The sequence below is a fragment of the Pseudomonas allii genome, from assembly GCF_055380095.1.
The window spans coordinates 5,461,928-5,482,906 of sequence record NZ_AP039450.1 but is presented as its reverse complement, the minus strand read 5'-3'; the positions used below and the strand labels follow the sequence as shown (position 1 = coordinate 5,482,906).

Annotated in this window: 26 protein-coding genes and 1 tRNA gene; 15 read left to right on the top strand and 12 right to left on the bottom strand. The window is 60.3% G+C overall.

Going from position 1 to position 20,979, the window contains the following annotated elements; all coding sequences use genetic code 11:
- Positions 1 to 88: 88 nt before the first annotated feature.
- From ACZ445_RS25130 to ACZ445_RS25115, 4 genes are read right to left on the bottom strand one after another with little or no spacing between them, the layout of a single operon-like run.
- Positions 89 to 670, bottom strand: a complete 582-nt coding sequence (locus tag ACZ445_RS25130) for a hypothetical protein (RefSeq protein ID WP_058423407.1) — start codon at positions 668 to 670, stop codon at positions 89 to 91.
- On the bottom strand, positions 670 to 1,938 hold the full coding sequence (locus ACZ445_RS25125; protein ID WP_058423406.1) for a sialidase family protein: 1,269 nt from the start codon (positions 1,936 to 1,938) through the stop codon (positions 670 to 672). Before ACZ445_RS25125 ends, ACZ445_RS25130 begins: the two co-directional genes overlap by 1 nt.
- Before the next feature lie 22 nt (positions 1,939 to 1,960).
- On the bottom strand, positions 1,961 to 2,506 hold the full coding sequence (locus ACZ445_RS25120; protein ID WP_310863652.1) for a cytochrome b/b6 domain-containing protein: 546 nt from the start codon (positions 2,504 to 2,506) through the stop codon (positions 1,961 to 1,963).
- Positions 2,506 to 2,772 carry a PepSY domain-containing protein gene (locus tag ACZ445_RS25115; protein ID WP_015885790.1) on the bottom strand — a complete coding sequence of 89 codons (267 nt, stop codon included), beginning with the start codon at positions 2,770 to 2,772 and terminating at the stop codon, positions 2,506 to 2,508. The genes ACZ445_RS25120 and ACZ445_RS25115 overlap by 1 nt, the downstream gene beginning before the upstream one ends.
- Positions 2,773 to 2,918: 146 nt before the next feature.
- Here ACZ445_RS25115 and ACZ445_RS25110 point away from each other — a divergent pair, with 146 nt between their 5' ends.
- The 3 genes from ACZ445_RS25110 (at position 2,919) to ACZ445_RS25100 (ending at position 5,672) form a co-directional block, all read left to right on the top strand.
- Positions 2,919 to 3,581 (top strand): response regulator, encoded by a 663-nt coding sequence (locus ACZ445_RS25110; protein WP_058423404.1) that lies wholly within the window; start codon positions 2,919 to 2,921, stop codon positions 3,579 to 3,581.
- Positions 3,578 to 4,930: a sensor histidine kinase gene (locus ACZ445_RS25105; RefSeq protein WP_310863651.1), complete on the top strand. Its 1,353-nt coding sequence runs from the start codon at positions 3,578 to 3,580 to the stop codon at positions 4,928 to 4,930. Before ACZ445_RS25110 ends, ACZ445_RS25105 begins: the two co-directional genes overlap by 4 nt.
- Before the next feature lie 175 nt (positions 4,931 to 5,105).
- Positions 5,106 to 5,672: a hypothetical protein gene (locus ACZ445_RS25100; protein ID WP_058423402.1), complete on the top strand. Its 567-nt coding sequence runs from the start codon at positions 5,106 to 5,108 to the stop codon at positions 5,670 to 5,672.
- Positions 5,673 to 5,816: 144 nt separating this feature from the next.
- Here the strand turns inward: ACZ445_RS25100 and ACZ445_RS25095 are convergent, their stop codons facing one another.
- From ACZ445_RS25095 to ACZ445_RS25075, 5 genes are all read right to left on the bottom strand, one after another.
- Complete coding sequence (locus ACZ445_RS25095; RefSeq protein WP_058423432.1) at positions 5,817 to 6,104, bottom strand: colicin E3-like toxin immunity protein; 288 nt, start codon at positions 6,102 to 6,104, stop codon at positions 5,817 to 5,819.
- Positions 6,105 to 6,204: 100 nt separating this feature from the next.
- Complete coding sequence (locus ACZ445_RS25090) at positions 6,205 to 6,828, bottom strand: DUF3916 domain-containing protein (protein ID WP_058423401.1); 624 nt, start codon at positions 6,826 to 6,828, stop codon at positions 6,205 to 6,207.
- Positions 6,829 to 6,852: 24 nt separating this feature from the next.
- Positions 6,853 to 7,110, bottom strand: coding sequence for a colicin E3-like toxin immunity protein (locus ACZ445_RS25085; protein ID WP_058423400.1), 258 nt, complete (start codon positions 7,108 to 7,110; stop codon positions 6,853 to 6,855).
- Between the two features lie 7 nt (positions 7,111 to 7,117).
- Positions 7,118 to 8,272 carry an S-type pyocin domain-containing protein gene (locus ACZ445_RS25080; RefSeq protein ID WP_464707698.1) on the bottom strand — a complete coding sequence of 385 codons (1,155 nt, stop codon included), beginning with the start codon at positions 8,270 to 8,272 and terminating at the stop codon, positions 7,118 to 7,120.
- A 229-nt stretch (positions 8,273 to 8,501) separates the two neighbouring features.
- Positions 8,502 to 8,873 carry a PH domain-containing protein gene (locus ACZ445_RS25075; protein WP_464707697.1) on the bottom strand — a complete coding sequence of 124 codons (372 nt, stop codon included), beginning with the start codon at positions 8,871 to 8,873 and terminating at the stop codon, positions 8,502 to 8,504.
- A gap of 140 nt (positions 8,874 to 9,013) precedes the next feature.
- On the opposite strand from ACZ445_RS25075, the gene ACZ445_RS25070 reads away from it, so the two are divergent.
- On the top strand, positions 9,014 to 9,649 hold the full coding sequence (locus ACZ445_RS25070; RefSeq protein WP_464707696.1) for a LysE family translocator: 636 nt from the start codon (positions 9,014 to 9,016) through the stop codon (positions 9,647 to 9,649).
- A gap of 8 nt (positions 9,650 to 9,657) precedes the next feature.
- On the opposite strand, the gene ACZ445_RS25065 is transcribed toward ACZ445_RS25070, so the two are convergent.
- Positions 9,658 to 9,987: a hypothetical protein gene (locus ACZ445_RS25065; protein WP_093128349.1), complete on the bottom strand. Its 330-nt coding sequence runs from the start codon at positions 9,985 to 9,987 to the stop codon at positions 9,658 to 9,660.
- Between the two features lie 218 nt (positions 9,988 to 10,205).
- Between ACZ445_RS25065 and ACZ445_RS25060 the strand changes: the two genes are divergently transcribed.
- Together ACZ445_RS25060 and ACZ445_RS25055 are read left to right on the top strand one after the other, a co-directional pair.
- Positions 10,206 to 11,102, top strand: a complete 897-nt coding sequence (locus ACZ445_RS25060; RefSeq protein ID WP_058423395.1) for a hypothetical protein — start codon at positions 10,206 to 10,208, stop codon at positions 11,100 to 11,102.
- Positions 11,103 to 11,129: 27 nt separating this feature from the next.
- A complete protein-coding gene (locus ACZ445_RS25055; RefSeq protein WP_058423394.1) occupies positions 11,130 to 11,417 on the top strand; it encodes a hypothetical protein in 288 nt (95 codons plus the stop codon).
- Positions 11,418 to 11,525: 108 nt separating this feature from the next.
- Here ACZ445_RS25055 and ACZ445_RS25050 read toward each other — a convergent pair whose 3' ends face one another.
- Positions 11,526 to 11,906 (bottom strand): cupin domain-containing protein, encoded by a 381-nt coding sequence (locus tag ACZ445_RS25050; RefSeq protein WP_058423393.1) that lies wholly within the window; start codon positions 11,904 to 11,906, stop codon positions 11,526 to 11,528.
- Positions 11,907 to 12,144: 238 nt separating this feature from the next.
- Here ACZ445_RS25050 and ACZ445_RS25045 point away from each other — a divergent pair, with 238 nt between their 5' ends.
- Genes ACZ445_RS25045 through ACZ445_RS25005 form a run of 9 tightly spaced genes read left to right on the top strand, consistent with a single transcriptional unit; the run spans position 12,145 to position 20,780 of the window.
- On the top strand, positions 12,145 to 13,356 hold the full coding sequence (locus tag ACZ445_RS25045) for a methyl-accepting chemotaxis protein (protein WP_464704423.1): 1,212 nt from the start codon (positions 12,145 to 12,147) through the stop codon (positions 13,354 to 13,356).
- A 9-nt stretch (positions 13,357 to 13,365) separates the two neighbouring features.
- Positions 13,366 to 13,734, top strand: a complete 369-nt coding sequence (locus tag ACZ445_RS25040; protein WP_058423391.1) for a response regulator — start codon at positions 13,366 to 13,368, stop codon at positions 13,732 to 13,734.
- A gap of 23 nt (positions 13,735 to 13,757) precedes the next feature.
- Positions 13,758 to 14,045 (top strand): STAS domain-containing protein, encoded by a 288-nt coding sequence (locus ACZ445_RS25035; RefSeq protein WP_058423390.1) that lies wholly within the window; start codon positions 13,758 to 13,760, stop codon positions 14,043 to 14,045.
- Between the two features lie 40 nt (positions 14,046 to 14,085).
- Entirely contained in the window at positions 14,086 to 16,125 is a 2,040-nt protein-coding gene (locus ACZ445_RS25030; protein WP_464707695.1) for a chemotaxis protein CheA, read from the top strand.
- A gap of 29 nt (positions 16,126 to 16,154) precedes the next feature.
- The gene (locus ACZ445_RS25025) at positions 16,155 to 17,813 is read left to right on the top strand and encodes a methyl-accepting chemotaxis protein (protein ID WP_310863648.1); all 1,659 of its coding nucleotides are present in this window, start codon (positions 16,155 to 16,157) and stop codon (positions 17,811 to 17,813) included.
- Between the two features lie 39 nt (positions 17,814 to 17,852).
- Positions 17,853 to 18,392 (top strand): chemotaxis protein CheW, encoded by a 540-nt coding sequence (locus ACZ445_RS25020; RefSeq protein ID WP_058423387.1) that lies wholly within the window; start codon positions 17,853 to 17,855, stop codon positions 18,390 to 18,392.
- A 9-nt stretch (positions 18,393 to 18,401) separates the two neighbouring features.
- The gene (locus tag ACZ445_RS25015) at positions 18,402 to 19,211 is read left to right on the top strand and encodes a CheR family methyltransferase (protein ID WP_058423386.1); all 810 of its coding nucleotides are present in this window, start codon (positions 18,402 to 18,404) and stop codon (positions 19,209 to 19,211) included.
- The gene (cheD, locus tag ACZ445_RS25010) at positions 19,208 to 19,741 is read left to right on the top strand and encodes a chemoreceptor glutamine deamidase CheD (RefSeq protein ID WP_464707694.1); all 534 of its coding nucleotides are present in this window, start codon (positions 19,208 to 19,210) and stop codon (positions 19,739 to 19,741) included. Before ACZ445_RS25015 ends, cheD begins: the two co-directional genes overlap by 4 nt.
- Positions 19,704 to 20,780 (top strand): protein-glutamate methylesterase/protein-glutamine glutaminase, encoded by a 1,077-nt coding sequence (locus tag ACZ445_RS25005; RefSeq protein WP_464707693.1) that lies wholly within the window; start codon positions 19,704 to 19,706, stop codon positions 20,778 to 20,780. Before cheD ends, ACZ445_RS25005 begins: the two co-directional genes overlap by 38 nt.
- A 105-nt stretch (positions 20,781 to 20,885) precedes the next feature.
- On the opposite strand, the gene ACZ445_RS25000 is transcribed toward ACZ445_RS25005, so the two are convergent.
- Positions 20,886 to 20,970, bottom strand: a tRNA-Leu gene (locus tag ACZ445_RS25000).
- Positions 20,971 to 20,979 lie beyond the last annotated feature (9 nt).

Below are 20,979 nucleotides of genomic sequence, written 5' to 3'. Positions count from 1 at the left end.
ATTCTTTAAAACGACGCAGAACCCATGTGGGAGCGGGCTTGCCCGCGATAGCGGTGGTTCAGTAAACACAGCGGTAACTGATACACCGCTATCGCGGGCAAGCCCGCTCCCACAGTTTGAATTGCATTAGTCCGGCGACTACGCAGTAGACCGTCAGCAGCGGATCGACCAGATAGTCCCAATAGTTTTCCGATGCCTTGAGCCGCAGCGCGAACGCCAGCGTACCCACCGCCAACATCCACACCGCCAGCGTGTTGCGCAGCCACAGCATCACTAGCGTCGCGACCGCCACCAGCACAATCATCGGGCGAGGGTTGAAGCCCCAGCGATACGGATCGAAATAGGTCAGGCCCAAGGTGGCGGGGTACAGCAACAGGCTCAGCAGCCCAAAGAGCAGTAGCATCTGTACCTGATGGTGTCGATCCAGCGCCCGCACCACGCCCAGCCGGCACAACCCCACCCACGCCAGCAACACCAAGGTGCTGATCGCCAAGTCATCAGTAAAACTGCGCACATACGCCGCCAGGGGCAGCGCATTGACCGGGATAAAACTCACCACCACCAACATCGGTAGCAACCACGGCCGCCACGGTACGGTGAAGCGCAGCGCGCTCAGCGCCACGAAACCCAGCAACACAAAACTCAAATGGGCCTGCCACACAGCAACCATCACAGACGCTCCGCCAGCCAGGCTTCGTTGAAGCTGACATGCTTGATAAAGGTGTTATTCCACGAGTACACCAGGTGGTACATGCCGTCCGGGCTGCGGCTGAAATACGGGTATTCGTATTCGAAATCGCAGCCCTGGGGTTTGCACACGCGGTAGTCGAGGTTGCTGAGGAAGCGCTGCTCCAACGGCAGGCGTCGGGCACCGCTGGAGGCGCGGAAGCCTTCGCCGATGATTGCTTTATAGGCCTCGGGCGAAAACGGTTGACCGAGCGGGTCGGGTGACTGGTCCAGTTCCACCACGGTGCGCCACTGTGTGAGCTGTGCGTCGGTGCCATACAGGCTGAGCTTGAAGCGACCGTCCTCCAAGTCATTGAGAGCCACCAGCAAACCATCATCCTGGGTGCCCACCGCCGCCAGCGATGAATTGGGGTTGGCTGGCGCCAGCGGGTAGGGCTCGCTCCAGGTCTGCCCGGCGTCTTCGGTGCGGCTGGCCAGCACGCGGTGGTGGGTGTCGCCGGCGTAACGCAACATCGCCACAGCGCGCAGGCCATCCTGCGGCACGATGGTCGGTTGCAGGGAATGCTTACCGCGGCTGATGCGGAATTTATCGATCACCGCCCCGTCGGCGCTCAAGTACAGGTACTCGGCAAACTTGCCCATGAACTCGTGATATACCGGCAGCCCGATGGAACCATCGGCATGGAACACCGGCGCGGCGCGCACCAGGGTACTGATATTGAAGAACGGCGACGTCACCAGTTGCCGCGGTGCCGACCAACTGGCGCCCAGGTCATCCGATACCATCACATTGATCGCACTGGCGGCCCAGCCACCCACCGACACCGACACATAAAACATCCACAGGCGTTGGTCTGGCGCCAGGGCAATCACCGGGTTGCCGAGCTTGCGGATATAGCGCTGGGTGCCGTCGCGGGTGCTTTCCCGCGTAGCCAGCACCTGCTCGGCGCCCCATTCGCCGGCGCGTGCGTCGAAGCGCGCGGTACGCACTTGCACATCGGCGGCACCTTCGCGGGAACCGGCAAACCACACCGCCATCAGGTCGCCACCGGGCAGGGCAGTGACGGACGAGGAGTGCACAAAATCGGTGAGCTGTGTCGACACAAACCGGCTGGTGTACTGCGGGGCCGATACCACTTTGGCGGCGTTCGGGCTCACCTGGGCAAACGGTGCCAGCACATGGGGCGGATGGCTCTGCCAGGCGGCGAAAAACACCGCGAGCAGGCCGAAGATCAGGAGGACGGAGCGCATAGGGAACCTGTGGGTCAAAGAATTACGGCGCACGTTCATCCGGCAGGCGCTTCCTGCGACCGGTGAGCATGGATAACGGCAGGTTGTCCCGCACCTGGAGGCTTTCAATGATCGCTGCCAGAACATGGACGCAGACCAGGCCGAGCAGCCCATTGGCGGCGGTTTCGTGGATTTGCAGCGGCCAGTCGGCGCCCCACAGGGCATCGACTTCCTGCATCAGAAAACCGCTGATACCCAGGGTCAGCAGCGCCAGCAACGTCAATAGCATCACCAGCGCGCCAATCGGCGAATGGCCCAGGCGATGCTGTGGCCGACCGCTGAGGAGCGAGCGTAGGTGGGCATTCAGGCGTCGTGGCGTCGGCCAGAAGTCCGCCCATTGGGCGCTACGCGGTCCGACAAATCCCCACACCCCACGTACCAGCAGCCAGGCCATGGCGTAGTAGCCCAGCCAGACATGCCAGTCGTCGCCTGCTTCGTTAAAGAAGTAATTGGCGACAAAGACCCCGGCGATGGAGCCATGAAACAGCCTCACCAACGGGTCCCACAGGCGCAGGGATTCGCCTGGCATCAGCCTTTGATCTCGGTCTTCACGGCTTTGCCGGTGACCGGGTCGTGGTAGATCTCGACCTTGCGCTTGTCTTTGTCAAAGCCGTAGATCTCGTAGCAATTGCCGTCGGTGACCTTGAACTTGCTGATGGTGTAGCCTTCGGCCTTGAGCTTGTCCTGGAAGGCTTTTTCGTCTTGCCATTGTGAGCGTTCGGCGGTGGTGCACTGTGGGCCGGCGACGGCCAGGGGGCTGGCGAGAATCAGGGACAGCAGGAGAATTTTGCGCATGGAAAAGCTCTCAGCAAACGTAGGAGTTTGCACAGTGCAAAACCAACCTTAGTGCAACCTTAGTTGGCAACGAGCCGTAACATCTTTGCCGAGGGGGCTCCGGCGAAACCCGGCATGATTTCGCCGTTTCCTACAGAGAATCCGTAATGCGCCTACTCCTTGTCGAAGATGACCGTGCCCTCGGCCAGGGTATTCGCGTGGCCCTGGGCGCCGAAGGCTACACCCTCGACTGGCTGCAAGATGGCGTTGCCGCCCTGCATGCCCTGCGCACGGAATCGTTCGACCTGCTGCTGCTCGATCTTGGGCTACCGCGCCTCGACGGCCTCGACCTGTTGCAGCAACTGCGCGCCGAGCAACACGACGTGCCGGTGCTGATCCTCACCGCCCGCGACGGCACCGCCGAACGTATCGCCGGCCTGGACGCGGGCGCTGACGATTACTTGGTCAAACCCTTCGACGTGGAAGAACTCAAGGCTCGCGTACGCGCGCTGTTGCGCCGCAGCCAGGGCCGCGCGCAACCGCTGCTGGAACACGCCGGCGTCAGCCTCGATCCGGCTACCCAGCAAGTGCGCTATCAGGACGCCGATATCATCGTCACCCCCATGGAGTACCAACTTCTACACCAATTGATGGTGCGCCCCGGCAAGGTCGTCACCCGCGAGCGGTTGTCCCGCGCGTTGTATGGCTGGCAGGACCGGGTCGAGAGCAACACCTTGGAAGTGCTGATCCATAACCTGCGCAAAAAGTTATCCACCGAGCTGATCCGCACCGTACGCGGTGTCGGCTATGTGCTGGTGCTCACCGCATGACCTCGGTTCGCGCGCGCATTCTCGTCCCGGTGTTGGTGTTGATCCTGTTGGGCGATGCCTTGATCAGCTGGTTGGTCCTGCGCGACAGCCATCACGAAATCGAAGAAGTCTACGACGCCCAACTCGCCCAGAGTGCGCGCCTGCTGCAAAGCGTGCTGCGCCAGCGTGACCCTGGGGACGCGGGTTGGGAGCGGTTGTACCAGGCGTTCGACCAGGCCATGAGCCGAGTCGGCGAGGACGGCGTGGCCCATCCCTATGAAACCCGCCTGACCTTCCAGGTCTGGAACAGCGCAGGGGAGTTACTGGTGCGCTCTGCCGAAGCGCCGGTGCTGGCGGCGCCACCGACCACCCTCGGCTCCCACGACCTGATGGACAACGGCAACGACTGGTGCGCCTTCCTCCTCGCCGACCCGCAACAGGGCGTGTTGATCTGGGTGGGCGAGCGCGACGACATCCGCCAGGACGTGATCCAGCGCATCATGCGCCACACCCTGTGGCCCACGCTGATCGGCGTGCCGTTGCTGACGGTGTTGATCTGGCTGGTGATCGGCTGGGGCTTCAAACCGCTGCGGGCCATGGCTCTTTCCATCCGTGGGAGAACTGCCGAGACCTTGCAACCGCTGCACCTCAAGCCGTTGCCGAGCGACCTGGAACCCATGCAAACCGCGCTGAACCGGTTGCTGGTCCAAGTGGATGAACTGCTCGAACGCGAACGCCGCTTCATCGCCGACGCCGCCCATGAACTGCGCACGCCCCTGGCGATCCTGCGCATTCACGCGCAGAACGCGCAAAGCGCCGTCACTGAAGAACAGCGCCGCGAAGCCTTGGCTTTTCTAGTCAATGGCGTCGACCGCGCCACCCGTATTGGTAGCCAGTTACTGACCATGGCGCGCATCGAACCGCAGTTGCACAATCCTGTGTGCGGGCGCGTGCAACTGACTGAACTGGTGCGCGAAGAACTCGCCGAATTGACCCCCCTGGCCATGGAAAAAGGCGTTGAGCTGGTGCTGGAAGGGGAGGAGGAGTGTTGGGTGAAAACCGAACCGGCGGCGTTGGCGATTGCGTTGCAGAACCTTGTGACCAATGCCCTTAACTTTTCCCCGGCAGGCAGTGAAGTGAAGGTGGTGATTGGTGCTCATTGCCTGAGCGTGAAAGACCATGGGCCGGGGATTGATGAGGCACAAATGGAGCGCCTGTACGAACGGTTCTACAGCCGGGGTAATGCCAATGGCGCGGGCTTGGGGTTGGCCATTGTGCAGATGATCGTGGGCAAGATCGGCTGCCGGTTGGCGCTGCATAACCGCAAGCAGGGTGGATTGTGCGCGCGGTTGGTGTTTGAGAACGCTTGAAACGGCCGCACCGCTAATCCCCTGTGGGAGCTGTCGAGCCCCAGCGAGGCTGCGAAGGGATCACCTCGGTATGCCTGCCAGACCGCAGCGCCCGCATCGCCACCCTTCTAAAGCGGAACAATCCGTTTAAATTCGGGTCCAGTCATCACACTCTTCCCCGATAAGGACATCCCCCGTGAAGCGAATCGCGCTGCTCTCCCTCGCCCTGGCCCTGGGCGCCTGCCAATCCAACCAACGCGACTCATCGCCCAGCCTGCTCAAGGACGGCATTCAGTTTCGCCAGAAAACCGTGGCGGTGGATACGGAACACGCCAAGGTCATCATGAAGTCCAGTGGCGGCACTCCCGCCGTCGACTTCTCGATCAGCCGCGAAGGCGACCCCGACCCACGCATGGAAGCCCTCGGCACGGTGATGGACACCGGCGAAGGCAAGGTCTTCAACTGGATCGCCAAGCTCAACCAGACCGTGGCCAGTGCGGGCTTCAAGCGTTTTCCACAACTGGAAATCCAGGCGGACCCCGGCAAGAAACTCACTGTATCGGGTTACGCGAACGACACCCGCACCGGTTACTACTACACCTGTGGGCCGAAGATGAATACGTTCAGCCCGGAGAAGGCAAAAGTGTATCTGGTGGAATTCCAATTCAAGGGCTCGGGGTGTGAGCAGCATGTGTATGACGTGACGGACCCGGCGAATCGGGTACCGGTGGCTGAGGCGGCGAGTGGGGTTAAGTCGGGTTGAGGGCTATGCATCGAACCGCAATTTGATGGTTTGTCTTTTTCGTTTTTGGTGTACCGCTCATATCGATAGGCGCGGCAACTGCCGTGGCGCATGCCATGGGTTCGGGCGTTGACTGAGCGGTAGAGGAGGGGCTTTTGCATTGCATCAAGACGCCTTTTTAGGTTGCTTTGGCTGCGGTGGCCAGGCGCCTTGGTAGCGAAAGGAGATCTGATAGTCGAGGCGGTCGGGTTCGATCGCGTGCTGGAAGTACGGCTGAATAATCGTTATCCAACTCGGCAGCACGTTGAATACGTCGGCATATATCGAGGTCTCTTCGCTTAAGCCCAATGCTTCAAAAACACTGTCTGAGTCTGCGATATCCGCTGAGTACTCATCCGCTTTCAAGTCGTTGCCGTGCTTTTCGTACCATCGTAGTCTGATTTTCATCACTATTTTTGGACGCCCCTCTCTGTCGGTAATTGCGATAGTTTTGCTGAAGACACAGCTGGGAAACCTGATGTTGTTCCGGGACGGAGAGTGAGATAAATGCGCGTTAGGTGGACGGACCAAACAAATGTGGATGCTGCGCTTGGAAGGACCTGAAGGTTTGATACTTCCAGCGCCCTGCGCCAGGGTCGTCATCGGTCGTGCTGACTTCGCCGAAGTACCAATGCTCTGATTCGAAGGTGTTTCCTTCTTCGTCCTCGTGGATGAACTGAAAGCCAACTTCGTGTAGGCCTGGAGGAACCACCAACCCCCATTCGCAAGCGAGGCTTCGACCGGTGATGCGGATTTGACGGAAGTACTCATAGTCAAAGGGTTGGGTGTGACCGAGGTAGCGGCCTTTGTCGGTATAGACACAGACTCGGCTTGAGAACATGTCCGGGACCATGATGCAGGCGACAATCCAGCACTCAGGGGCATCGTCTGACCGGGCTTTAAATAGGTGGCCTGCCACGTTAATCAACTGTTGAGCGCAATGCGTCAGAATGTCCGGTGTGGTTTGTTTGCCTTCGACAAGGTTTTCAATAACTGGGATTCTTAAATTTACATAGTCCGGTGGCGACGATAACTCTTCGTAAAAGCAGTCTTCGAAGCTTTCTGCCCAGCGGGTTATGGCTCTGAGATGTCTAGGGATGTTGCGGAGTTTTTTGTTTGTGAGTGACAGTCTACGCATGAAGCTGAATTCTCGAAGTCTGTGTTATTCGTTTGTATCTTCGTAATCAAACGCGATGAAGTAATCGCTTTCTGAAAGAGCAATTTCATGAGAGAAGTGTTTCTGTATCAGTGCTAGCCACTCCCGGCGCAGTTCAAACATACCGTTATTGATGTCCTCGGTTGGCGACAGCCTAAGCTCGGAAATAACCGAGTAGTCGTCTCTTAGGTCTGCCGACTCCTCCGCTCCACGTAGCTGCTCTGTGGTTCTGTCGAACCATTCCAATCTCACTTTTAGTCCCATGTAGCCCTCACAGATATTTTCTGATATTTCGCTTTTTCTTCGGCCCTTTTAGCTGCTCGCCGTTTACGTGGCTGAATGCACCTAGATGGCTCCCATCACTTGCGAGATAAACTTCCAATTCCCCATGTTGAGAGTCCCACTCATAGATTCTCCGGCCTTTTTCCTCAATCCAACGCTCCCTCAACCCGGCACCTCCCTGTCTGGGAGTCATAGGTTTTGCTTTGATCAGGCCTGCAAAGCCAGTTATTTGTTCAGTATTAGGTGCCTTGTGGTACTTGTGATCCCCAGCCTTGACACTGACCACCACATACAGCGGCCGAACCCCCGACTCCACCGGGAACACCAGAATAAAATCCCGATACTCCGGTGGATAAATCGGGTTCACCAGAATCTGCGCCGCTTTCTCCGTCGGCGGATAAATCCAGATCACTGGCGCTTGCGGCGCAGCCTCCAATGGCGGAATCCCCAGCGTGTCACTGGGATCAACGGCGGGCGTCCAGATCAGCTCCACACCCTCACCCAAATCCGCTACAAACTGATCGCTACGGTTTTGGAACTGCACCACATCAATCATCTGCCAATCGGCATGATTGCCCGTGTAGAACCCATACCCCTTGAGCGTGCCGTCCGCGCGTTGCTCGACATGCAACCGCATCTGCGACCGCGCCCGTTGCATCGAACGCAACTGCTCCTCGCTGTAGAGCGCGCTATCACCCAGCTCTGACGGCCAGGCCAGCGCCACCAAACCCGTCAGCAGGCCCCCGGCGACCGATCCAACGGCAGTTGCCGCCGACTCCCAAGCCGCCGACCGCAACGCCAACTGGCCCAAACCTGCAGGCAATGTGCTGCCGCCGATCTTGCGCAAGGCAACTGCGCCCCTGCTATCCACCTCACGCCCACCCAGCAGGCTTAAGTGGCCGTATTCCCTGATCAGCTCCAACGGCACATACCCGGCCGGGTTGAAGTAATGAGTGATGCCGTCAGGCAGTTGGCATGGCTTCATGAAGACGCAGCCGGGAGGTTTGGCTCGCGTAGGGGCTGGGGCAGGGGATGGCTCGAAAAAATCAACCGATGGCGAAGACGGCGCACGGGATGGCTGCGGCGTCAGGATGCGTTGTTTGCGTAACTCTTCTTCGGTGGGTGGGTAAAAGCGTTCTGGCATGACGGGCTCACTTCCTTGTGCGAGGAGGTGAGCCTACGAGGGGGGATCAGAACTGGATATCGGCACAAATCGGTGATGGGTGTGGGAAAAGTGGACGGACTCTTGAGTGGGTGTCTCTGTTTCGAATGCTTCGATTATCGTGTGTCTCGTTTTGCGTTGAGCCCATCGGGGGCAAGCCCCCTCCCACATTTTGATCGAGGTACAGCCGTCTAAATGAATGGCCTGCCGATCAGGTCAGCAGATGCTTGGAAATCAACCGCGAGATTTCCACAATCGAGGTCTTGCCGGTGAATTCGAATTTCACTTTGCCCGACGACGAAAAGTAAATTTCCAACTCCGAATCCAGGTCAAACGTCCCGGACGTCTCCACCGAATACGCCACGATGTTTTTATACGGTAGCGACGTGAAGTCTTTCTTGCTGCCGGTAATCCCTTGCACGTTCACCGCAATAATCCGCTTGGTGGTAAACACCACACCGTCGCGCATGGCCTTGTAGGCGTCGACCACTTCTTCTCCGTCCAGCAGCAGGGCGGCGACGCGTTCGGCGTATTCGTTGTTTTGCTTGAGCTTGAAGAAGCCTTTGTTATTGAAGTCGATCATGTCCTGCCTCTTGGGTGTATGCCGTTTTGCTCGCGGATCTGTATCTAACGCGCGCATTTTGAACGCCCTACCATGGCGGCCAAGCCGACAACCTTGGCCAAATGTTTCACGTCGACAAAATACACCCCAGGAGCCCAATAATGCCCGAACTGTCCAGCTGGTTGGCCTATGCGCTGATTTCACTCGGCATGGTGCTCACGCCCGGTCCGAACATGATTTACCTGATCTCCCGTTCGATTTGCCAGGGGCGCACGGCCGGGTTGATTTCCCTCGGCGGCGTGGCGTTGGGGTTTCTGGTTTATATGCTGTGCGCGGCTTTAGGGATCACGGCCTTGGTCATGGCGGTGCCGTTTGCCTATGACGCGCTGCGTTTCGGCGGCGTGCTGTACCTGGCGTACATGGCCTGGCAGGCGATCCGGCCGGGTGGGCGTTCGCCTTTCCAGGTGCGGGATCTGCCCAAGGACAGCCCACGCAAGCTGTTCACCATGGGCCTGGTGACCAACCTGCTCAACCCCAAGGTGGCAGTGATGTATTTGTCGCTGCTGCCGCAGTTCATCGACCCGAACGGTCATGGCAGCGTGTTGACGCAATCCCTGGTGCTGGGCTTTACGCAGATTTTCATCAGCGTAAGCGTCAACGCGACGATTGCCACTATGGCGGGGTCGATCGCAGTGTTTTTCGTCACCCGACCGGGTTGGCAGGTGGTGCAGCGCTGGCTCATGGGCTCTGTATTGATGGGGCTGGCGGTGCGGATGGCGGTGGAGGGGCGGCGCTGAACCGTGCGTTACAGGATGGCTTTCAGGTAATCCTTGAGTGCGTTGAGTGGGTCATTGAGTTCATCCAGTGTCGACGCCTGGCGTACGCCCAGCGCCAAGCGCTGCAACTCGCGCCCCATCACTGTATCGGCCCCGCCCAGTGCTTCAAGCGCTTGATCCACACATTCCGCGACTTTGGATTGAATGGCCGCCAAGTCTCCCTGCCGCACCAGCAGCCCGAATACCTCCCGCTCATACCCATCCATCACCGGATCGTCCCGCAAGACCGGGCTGCCGCCGTCCGTCTCGTGCACCAGCTTCAGTGCAAAAAGCGCAACAGCTTCCAGCGTCAACTCCATGGTCTTGGTTCCTAGGGCTTGGGGGAGGGCGATGATCACCGTTCTAGGCAGGAAAAAAAAGACCCCAATACCGCGAACCGCCAGGCTCACCCTCCTGTGAAGTCATCGTCCCAAGGAACGATATTAATTAGCCATGTTCCAACTCGCCGTGCCAAATGCACCCGGCCACCAGACGGACAGTGTGCAAGGCTTAAACCATTACAAGGACGCAAACACTTATGCAGTCATCCCCTACCCAAGCACCTTCGGCCACCGGCGAGCTGATCGCGAGTTTCCGCCACGGCAAAGGCTTCCTGATTTTCAGTTTGATATTCGGGGTTGTGTTATTGGCCCTCGCCGGTTTTGTGCTGTACCTGGGCACGATACTGCCACCGGGCAACGATGGCCCGGTCAACCTCCAGACATCACGTGGCATGGCCTTGAACTTTGCCAACCCACATACCCTGATCTACGCCACCAGCGCCTTGCTGGTCGTTCTTGCCGTGGGCGTGTTTGCAGCCTACGCCTGGCACAAAAAACTGCGCGCGCCACGCTACAACGTGTTTGAGTTCGGCATCGAACGCATCATCAACGAGCAACGCGAGTACACGGCGTTTGCCGATATCGAAGACCTGTACTTGTTCGGCTCCGGGCAAACCGTGATGACCGGCATGATCACCAACCTGGCCTATCGTCGAAACGCGTCCGAGCCGTTTCATCGGGTGATTGAAAGCCTCAAAGGCTTTTACGAATTCCAACAACGGGTGCGTGAATTGCACGTTCGCGCACGCATGCCGGCAGTGATCGCGACGCTGGAGATGGGCGGGGCTGTGACGTTCAACTGCATCAGCTCGGGGCAGGTCTGGGGCAAACGCGTGAGTGGCAACTTCCTGAAAATCACCACCTCGCCAATCGTCGTCAGCCGCGCATCCCTCGAGTACCAGGGCCACAAAGTGCCGATGTCGTCGCTGCGCAGCGTCGACCTCAACGCCTGGACCGAAAAAGTGGTGATCAAGGACGAGAGCGGCAACCCCGTGTTGTCGACCATCGCCACCGGCATTCTGAGCCACGACCTGTTCCTCAATACCCTCGATGCCGTGTTTGCGGCGCAACAACAAACACGCGAGCTGGCTTGAGCCGGCAGCGTCACAGCTGAGGATTAAATGATGATCTATCGCGGCGCAGGCTGGCTGACGTTATTTACACCGGTGGCGATGGTGCTGCTATTAATGTGGCTATGGCCCGACCCCAGCGTCAAACCCGGCAACACATCGCTGATGCAGGTGTTGCTCGGCTTTGGGGCGGGGTCAGCGATCAACACTGTGCTGGGCTTTGTACTGAACCGACAACCGCACGCCGATGGCGTGCGCCACCACTTCTTTTTCATGCCGATGCAATGGCCGGCGCTGGCGATCACGGTGGTCTGCACGCTGATTGCCTTGCTGAAATAACCCTCCCGGCCGCTCGTCCGGGGCGGCCGCGTCTTGACCTGTTCAAGGCTGACACGGTAAGTGGAGTGAGTGTCTCATAACGGTATGAGCGAGCAGGCGACGCCAGCCTCAGATCCACTGGTCATTCACAGCCGTAAGCTCCCCACCTTCATGTCCGGTATTCAAGATGCCCCGTGGCTCGATCATCATCAGCTTGGCCTCGCCTTCGGCGGCTGTGCGGTGCGCTACGCCCCGAGGGACCACGTACAGCTCACCCGGTGCGACATAGACCGGGCCGTCTGGAAGGTCGATACGCAGGGTACCGTCGAGTACCAGAAAGGCCTCGTCGGTTTCGGGGTGGGAGTGCCAGATGAACTCGCCTTCGATGCGCACGACTTTGAACTGGTAGTCGTTCATCTCCGCAACGACGCGTGGGCTCCATGGTTGGTCGATCAGGTCAGCTTTTTGGATGAGATTTATGGGGTGTGTCGGGGGCTGTGACTGAGACATGTCGGAGACTCTGCTGAATAAGAGTCGTCAGGTTAGCGAACGAGGGAACGAGGGCGCTTGTACGATCCTGCAAGCAGCCTGAGCGTGTCAGCTGGCGTCACCTACACTTAACTCCGTGCTCAGTCACACACCGGTCATAAACCAGACGGAAGGTACTCAACAGACCTAAAGTTGAGCCGCTAGGGGCGGATAGCCTCTATGTCGTTTACATCCGCAACACTGTTCAAGGATCGAACTCATGCCCCAGCGCCCATCCAGCCGCACGCACCTTCCCGTTTATCCTCGTTTCCGTTGGTTCGCCTTGATTCCGGTCGTGCCGGCCGTTGTGTGGATACTCGTGCAATCCACTTCGCCGGCCAATCTGCTGGCCTGCACGGTACTGGTGATGATCGGCCTCGGTGCCTGTGCCTGGAGCGCGGCTTCGCAGCGCAACGCGCTGCAGCGAGCGATTGCGCAGGCGCAGGCGGACCAGTCGAGTGCGCACGCGCATAACGGCTTGGCCTCGCGTGCACAGCTCGATGAGGTATTGCTGGGTGCCATGCCCATCTGGGCCAAGCAGGTGGAAAGCTCGCGCCATCAGACCGAGGAAGCGATTGTGAGCCTGGTGAACCGTTTCACCGGGATCGCCACACGCTTGGAGGAAACGGTACAAGCGTCGCAGCACGCGGCCGGCGAGCTGGACGGGCAGGCCGCTGACGGCGCGCTTGAGGTGCTGGCGCGCAGTGACAGCGAGTTGAGCCAGGTGATCAATTCGCTCAAGGCCACTCAAACCAGTCGTGACCAGACCCTGGCGCAGGTGCGCAGCCTGACCGCCTACACCGGCGAACTGCGTACCATGGCCGCTGATGTGGCAGCGATTGCCGCACAAACCAACTTGCTGGCCCTCAACGCGGCCATCGAAGCGGCGCGCGCCGGTGAGGCCGGTCGCGGCTTCGCGGTGGTGGCCGATGCGGTGCGCAGCCTGTCGAGCAAATCCAGTGAAACGGGCCAGCAGATGTCGGCCAAGGTCGACATCATCAATAACGCCATTACTCAATTGGTGCAGGCCGCGTCCAGCAGTGCCGACCAGGACAGCCATTCGGTGGCCGAGTCCGAAAACAGTATTCAAATGGTGCTCACACGCTTCCAGAACATCACTGGGCGCCTGGCCGAATCCGCCGACCTGCTCAAGCAGGAAAGCTACGGCATCCGCGATGAGATGACCGAGGTGTTGGTCAACCTGCAATTCCAGGACCGGGTCAGCCAGATCCTCAGTCACGTGCGCGACAACATGCACGCGCTGCATGACCATCTGCAACAGGCCAACCAGACCCCGGACCAGCCGCTGGCCATCGACGCCCGCCAATGGCTGGCGCGCATGGAAACCACCTATGCCACTGACGAGCAACGACGCCTCCATCGCGGCGAGGCGGCAGTGCAGTCGAATTCCCAAGACATCACTTTCTTTTAGGAGCACATCATGGCGAAGAATGTATTAGTGGTCGACGACTCCAGCAGCGTGCGCCAAGTGGTCGGCATCGCCTTGAAAAGCGCCGGTTACGACGTGATCGAAGCCAGCGACGGCAAGGACGCCCTGAACAAGCTGACCGGGCAAAAAGTGCACCTGATCATCAGCGACGTGAACATGCCCAACATGGATGGCATCACCTTCGTCAAGGAGGTGAAGAAGCTGGCCAACTACAAGTTCACACCGATCATCATGCTGACCACCGAGTCTCAGGAATCGAAGAAGGCCGAAGGCCAGGCCGCGGGCGCCAAGGCGTGGGTGGTCAAGCCGTTCCAGCCGGCGCAGATGCTGGCGGCGGTCTCCAAATTGATCCTGCCCTGACACCCGGCGCCAGGGAGGCCAACATGCCGATCACTCACGAAACAATCGACGACACCGCCCATGTGGGCATCGACGGCGAACTCACGATCTACACCGTCGCTGAACTGGCGGGCGCGTTGTTGTCGCAGATGGGCGCGGCGCCGCGCCTGGAACTGGACCTGTCCCAGGTGACGGAAATGGACGGTGCCGGCCTGCAGTTGCTGGCCGTCATCCAGCGTGAAGCCGGCATTGCCGGCACCGCCTTGAGTGTGACCGGCCAGAGCCAGGCAGTCATGCAGGCGCTCCAACTGTGTCGCAGCGCCGCGCTTTAAGCGGCACTGTCCCGTTCATTGATCGACAAGGAAAGTCCAGGTGAGCATCAATCTCGATCAGGCACTGCAGACCTTCATCGTCGAGGCGCGCGAGCTGCTGCAGGCCATGGAGCAATCCCTGCTGCAGTTGGAAAGCGACCCCGGCGACCAGGATGCCATCGGCGCGATTTTCCGCGCCGCGCACACCATCAAGGGATCCGCCGGACTGTTCGGCCTCGCGTCGATCGTGGGGTTCACGCATATCGTCGAAGACGTTCTCGATCGCCTGCGCGATGGCAGTGTGGCGGTGGACGCGGCGTTGATCGCGCTGCTGCTCAAGTGCGGCGACCACATGCTTGAACTGATCGACGTGGTCGCCAGTCGCGGTGAGACGCCGACCCCGGCCACGCTGGAGCGCGGTGAGACCTTGCGCGAGGCGCTGAGCGACTACCAGCCGCTGCGAACCGCCACCGCCGACGTCGTACCCGCTGCGGTGCACGACGACACGGGGGGCGACGTGCTTTGGCATATTTCTCTGCGTTTCGGCGTGGACGTGTTCCGTAATGGCATGGACCCGCTGTCGTTCCTGCGCTACCTCGATACGCTGGGGCAAATGGTGCAGGTCACCACCCTGACCGACAGCATCCCCGCCCTGGAGCACTGGGACCCGGAAAGCTGCTACCTGGGCTTTGAAATCGACCTGCGTTCGACGGCCAGCCATGCCACGCTCAACGAAGTGTTCGACTTCGTGCGCGACGACTGTGACGTGCACATCCGCGCGGTCGACGAAACGCCCGCAAGCAGCGTCGCCATCGGCAGTGACCTGATCGCGCAAGCCGAGCCAGGCCTGGCCCCCGCGTCGCCCCAGCGCCAGCCGGCGAACAGCGAGGCGAAAACCCGCGACGGCAGTTATGTTCGGGTCAACGCCGACAAACTCGACGAGTTGATCAACCTGGTCGGCGAATTGGTGATCGCCAGCGCCGGCGCAAGCCTGTTGGCGCGCTCCTGTAACAACGACCCGCTGCAAGAGGCCACCTCGACGGTGTCGGGGTTGGTGGAAGAGATTCTCGATGGTGCCCTGCACCTGCGCATGATCCCCATCGGCGACACGTTCAACCGCTTCCGCCGCGTGGTGCGCGATGTCAGCCAGGAACTGGGCAAGGACATCGAGCTGATCATCAGCGGCGCGGAGACCGAGCTGGACAAGACCGTGGTCGAGAAGATCGGCGACCCGCTGATGCACCTGCTGCGCAACGCCATGGACCACGGTATCGAAAGTGCCGATGCGCGACGTGCGGCGGGTAAGTCGAGCAAGGGTCATCTGAGCCTGAATGCCTACCACGACTCAGGAAGCATCGTCATCGAAATCGCCGACGACGGCGCCGGGCTCAACCGCGACCGCATTCTGGAAAAAGCCCAGGAACGCGGGCTGGTGGCCAGCGGCGCGGTGCTCTCCGACCAGGAGGTCTACAACCTGATCTTCGAGGCGGGCTTCTCTACCGCCGAGGCCGTGACCAACCTGTCCGGGCGCGGCGTCGGCATGGACGTGGTCAAGCGCAATATCACGCTGTTGCGCGGCACCGTGGACCTCGACAGCCGCCCAGGCCAGGGCACGGTGGTACGCATTCGCTTGCCGCTGACCCTGGCGATCATCAATGGCTTCCTGGTCGGCATTGACCAATCCACCTACGTGATTCCGCTGGACATGGTCCAGGAATGCGTCGAGCTGGATGAACGCCAGCGCCAGTCCAGCCGCGATCAGGGCTATCTGGACCTGCGTGGCGAGGTGCTGCCCCTGGTGGACCTGCGCGACCACTTCAGCCACGAAGGCCCGGCCGCCCGCCGTCAGAACGTGGTGGTGGTGCGCTATGCCGAGCACAAGGCCGGGCTGGTGGTCGATGACCTGCACGGCGAGTTCCAGACCGTGATCAAGCCCCTGGGCAAGCTGTTCGGCGCACTGCGCGGTATCAGTGGCTCGACCATTCTGGGCAGCGGCGCGGTGGCCTTGATCCTGGATGTACCGGCGCTACTCAATCAAATCGTACAACTGGAAGCCCGCACGGCCCAGGCGCCTCAGTCGCCACCGCTCGTCGCCCGCTGACGTCTTTGCAATTCCATGGAGGTTCCCCGATGAAATGGTTCTACGATCTTAAAATTTCCACCAAGCTGATCAGCTCGTTCCTGGTGGTCCTGGCCCTCACCGGGGCCATGGGCGCCTTCGCTATCCTTCAGCTCGGTGCCGTCAACCAGGCCGCCCAGGACATCAAGGGCAACTGGATGCCCTCCATGCGTGCAGCCGCAGGCATGCGTTTTTTTGCCGCCAACTATCGTTTGAAAGAAAACCGCCACATCGGTACCGAGATTCCCGAAGAAAAGGCCCAGGCCGAACGCGAAGCCACCGAAGCGCGCCAGGAGTTCGAAACCCGCATGCAGACCTACGAGCAATTGCTGTCGAACGATGAAGATCGTCAACTTCTGCTCAGCGTGAAAAGCGCATGGGACGCCTACATTGCGAGCAGCAAGCAGGTTCTGGAGTTTTCCCGTCAGAACCAGGAAGCCCAGGCGCGCAGTTTGCTCCGGGGTGAATCCAAAGGGCATTTCGATGAGGTGACCAGCCGCCTGCAGAAAATGGTCGAGCTCAATGACGCCGGCGCCACTGCCGCGGGTGACAAGGGCTCGGCGCTGTATGAAAGCTCACGCGTGTCGATCATCGCGGTACTGGCCGCATCCCTGCTGATCGGTCTGGGCCTGGCGATATTCATCGCGCGGATCATTTCCCGGCCGTTGCGCCAGGCGGCGAGCGCCGCCGAGCAATTGGCCGAAGGCAACCTTAATGCGCACATCGAGCCAGGTGGCAAAGATGAAACCGGCATGGTGCTCAACGCCATGCGCAACATGGTCGGCAAGCTGGCCCATATCATCGGCGAAGTGCGTAACGCCTCCGATAACCTCGCCAGCGCCTCCGAACAAGTCAGCGCCACCGCGCAATCGATGAGCCAGGCCACCAGTGAACAGGCCGCCAGTGTCGAGGAAACCAGTGCGTCGGTCGAGCAGATGAGCGCCAGCATCAACCAGAACACCGAAAACGCCAAGGTCACGGATGGCATGGCCAGCAAAGCGGCCAAGGAAGCCACCGAGGGCGGCGAATCGGTACAGCAGACGGTGGTGGCGATGAAGAAAATCGCCCAGCGCATCAGCATCATCGATGACATCGCCTATCAGACCAATCTGCTCGCGCTCAATGCCGCCATCGAGGCCGCTCGGGCCGGCGAGCACGGCAAGGGGTTCGCCGTGGTGGCCGCCGAAGTGCGCAAGCTGGCCGAACGCAGCCAGGTCGCCGCCCAGGAAATCGGCGAACTGTCTTCCAGCAGCGTGGAGATGGCCGAGAAAGCCGGCAAGTTGCTCGACGAAATGGTGCCTTCCATCAACAAGACGTCCGACCTGGTGCAGGAAATCAGCGCGGCGTCCGAAGAACAGGCGGCCGGTGTCGCGCAGATCAACACGGCGATGACCCAGCTCAACCAAGTGACCCAGCAAAACGCCTCGAGCAGTGAGGAACTGGCGGCCACGGCCGAAGAAATGAGCAGCCAGGCCGAGCAACTGCAACAGGCCATGAGTTTCTTCGTGCTGGATTCAGCGTCCAAGGCTGCGGTGCAAAGCACCGGCGTGGACAGCCCCGGCAGCACGCCCCACCGTCAACCGCCGCGCACCAAACCAACGCCGCCGCGCAAGGCGTTCGCCTACACCATGGCCAGTGCCCCGGACGAATCGGATTTCACCCGCTTCTGATCGCACGATCGATGCGGGCCTACAAGGGAGAGTAGTGACATGGGCGCAGTAATGACGACTCGGCAGACCGCGGTGGCGGTCGATGAGGATGCGCAGTACCTGACCTTCATGCTGGGCGGCGAAATGTTCGCCATCGGCATCCTGGGGATCAAGGAAATTATCGAATACGGCAGCCTGACCGTGGTGCCGATGATGCCCGCTTTCGTGCGCGGGGTGATCAACCTGCGCGGCGCAGTGGTGCCGGTGGTGGACTTGTCGGCGCGCTTTGGGCGGGCCAACTCGGCGATCACCCGGCGTTCCTGCGTGATCATCATCGAGGCGAGTACCGAGGACGGTCAGCCACAGGACATCGGGCTGCTGGTCGATACGGTATCTGCCGTGCAGGAGATCCCGGCCACGCAGATCGAACCGCCACCGAGCTTCGGTGCGCGCATTCGCGCCGATTTCATCAGTGGCATGGCCAAGGTCGAGGGCAAATTCGTGATCGTGCTGGAAGTGGACAAGGTGCTGTCTATCGACGAGATGTCCAGCCTGGCCGAGGCCGGCCAGGCGCCGGCCCCTGACCTCGACCTGCGTTGAGGCTCGATCATGTCAGACACCGTCTCCATCGACGACCGTGAATTCGGTCAGTTCCAGACCTGGCTGTACCGGGCGGCCGGCATCAACCTGTCGCCCGCCAAGAAAGCCCTGGTGGCCGGGCGCCTGTTCAAGCGCCTCAAGCACTATGAGCTGCAGAGCTATGGTGAGTATTTCAAGCTGATCATGAATGACCAGCGCAAGGGCGAACTGCAGGTTGCGCTGGATTTGCTGACCACCAACGAAACCTATTTTTTTCGCGAGCCCAAGCACTTCGACTTCCTGCGTCAGCACGTGCTGCCCCAGGCCGCGCCGGGCCGGATGTTTCGCGTGTGGAGCGCGGCCAGTTCCACCGGCGAAGAGCCCTACAGCCTGGCGATGACCCTGGCCGAAAGCCTCGGCACCACGCCCTGGGAAGTGATCGGCTCGGATATCAGCTCCCAGGTACTGGCCAAGGCGCGCACGGGGCATTACTCAATGGAACGCATCGAGACATTGCCCCAGCCGCTGCTGGTCAAGTACTGCCTCAAGGGCATGGGGCGTCAGGAGGGCACCGTCTTGATCGACAAGACCTTGCGCAACCGCGTCAACTTTATCCAGGTCAACCTTAACGAAGCGCTGCCGGCGCTGGGGGAGTTCGAGGTGATTTTCCTGCGCAACGTGATGATTTATTTCGATCAGCAGACCAAGAGCCAGGTGGTCGCGCGTCTGTTGCCGCTGCTTAAGCGTGGTGGTTATTTGATCATCAGTCACTCCGAAAGCCTCCACGGCGTCAATGACACCTTGAAGCTGGTGGCGCCGTCGATTTACCGCAAGCCATGAAAAAGCCCGCGGGTACGACCGAAGTGGTATTGGCGCCTGGCCAAGTCAGTTTTGCAACGCGGCCGACGCGCCTGCGGACCTTGCTCGGCTCCTGCGTGGCGATCACCTTTTGGCATCCGCAGCGGCTGATCGGCGGCATGTGTCACTTCATGCTGCCGGGGCGCCTGCGCAACCATCAGCCCCTCGATGGCCGGTATGCCGACGAAGCCCTGGAACTGCTGCTGCGCCACGCGCAAATCAATGGCACGCATGCACGGGATTACCAGGTCAAGTTGTTCGGTGGCGGCGAGATGTTTCCTGATCTGCAACGCCGCCTGCCGACGCAGGACGTGGCCAGCCTGAATATTCGCGCGGCGCTGGCCCTGGCCGAGCGTCATCACCTGCACCTGACCGCCCAGGACATGGGCAGTACCGGTTACCGCACGATCATGTTCGACCTGTGGAACGGCAACGTCTGGGTTCGGCACCAACCAATGGGAATACTTCAAGAAGATGCCTACCAAAAAAATCAGTGTGCTGCTTGTCGATGATTCGGCCGTGGTGCGCCAGGTACTGCTGGCGATTCTCAGCGATACGCCGGATATCCACGTCATGGGGGCGGCTTCCGACCCGATTTTCGCAATGGACAAACTGGCGCGGGAATGGCCGGACGTAATCGTGCTGGACGTCGAAATGCCGCGCATGGACGGCATCACGTTTCTCAAGAAAATCATGAGCGAGCGGCCGACGCCGGTGGTGATCTGCTCCTCGCTGACCCAGAAATGCGCGGAAACCTCCCTGCAGGCGCTGTCGGCGGGCGCTGTGGACATCATCACCAAGCCCTCAACCGGTTTGAAGAGTTTCCTGATTGAGTCGGCGGCCGAGTTGGTGGCCGCGATCCGGGCCGCCGCAAACTCCAACGTCAGGAACCTGGGAAAACGCAGCGTCAGCCCACCACTGGTTCCGTCCAGCAAGCTCACTGCCGATGCGATCCTGCCTGCCGCCAATGGCCATGCAATGGCCCAGACCACCGAGCGTATCGTCGCCATCGGCACCTCCACCGGCGGCACCCAAGCGCTGGAAGCCGTGCTGACAGCACTGCCGCGCGTATGCCCGGGTATGGTGATCGTGCAGCACATGCCCGAGAAGTTCACCGCTTCGTTCGCCGAGCGCCTCAACAGCGTGTGCGAAATCGAGGTGCGCGAAGCGCGCAACAACGACCGTATCCTGCCTGGCCTGGCCCTGATCGCACCCGGCGGCAAGCACCTGATGGTCAACCGCAGCGGCGCCTATTACCACGCTCAGGTGATCGATGGACCGCTGGTCAACCGCCATCGACCCTCCGTGGATGTGCTATTTCGCTCGGTGGCCCGCTACGCCGGCAGGAATGCCACCGGCATCATCATGACCGGCATGGGCGACGACGGCGCACGCGGTCTCAAGGAAATGCTCGAGGCCGGGGCCGCGACAGTCGCCCAGGACGAAGCCAGTTGCGTGGTGTTCGGCATGCCCAAGGAAGCCATCAAGCTCAACGCCGCTCAGCGCATCATGGCGTTGGAGGATATTTATCGGGCGATCTTGCATAAGTGAGGGGGAAGGGGCGGGGGTGTAGGTAGGTGAGTAGTTGTTGCGTCGACGAGTTACTTTTCTGTAGGCGAAAAAAAAGACCTTGAATTTCAAGGTCTTTTTTTAAGATGGTGCCCCGAGGGAGACTCGAACTCCCACTCCTTTCGAAAACGGATTTTGAATCCGCCGCGTCTACCAATTCCGCCATCAGGGCTCAATGGCG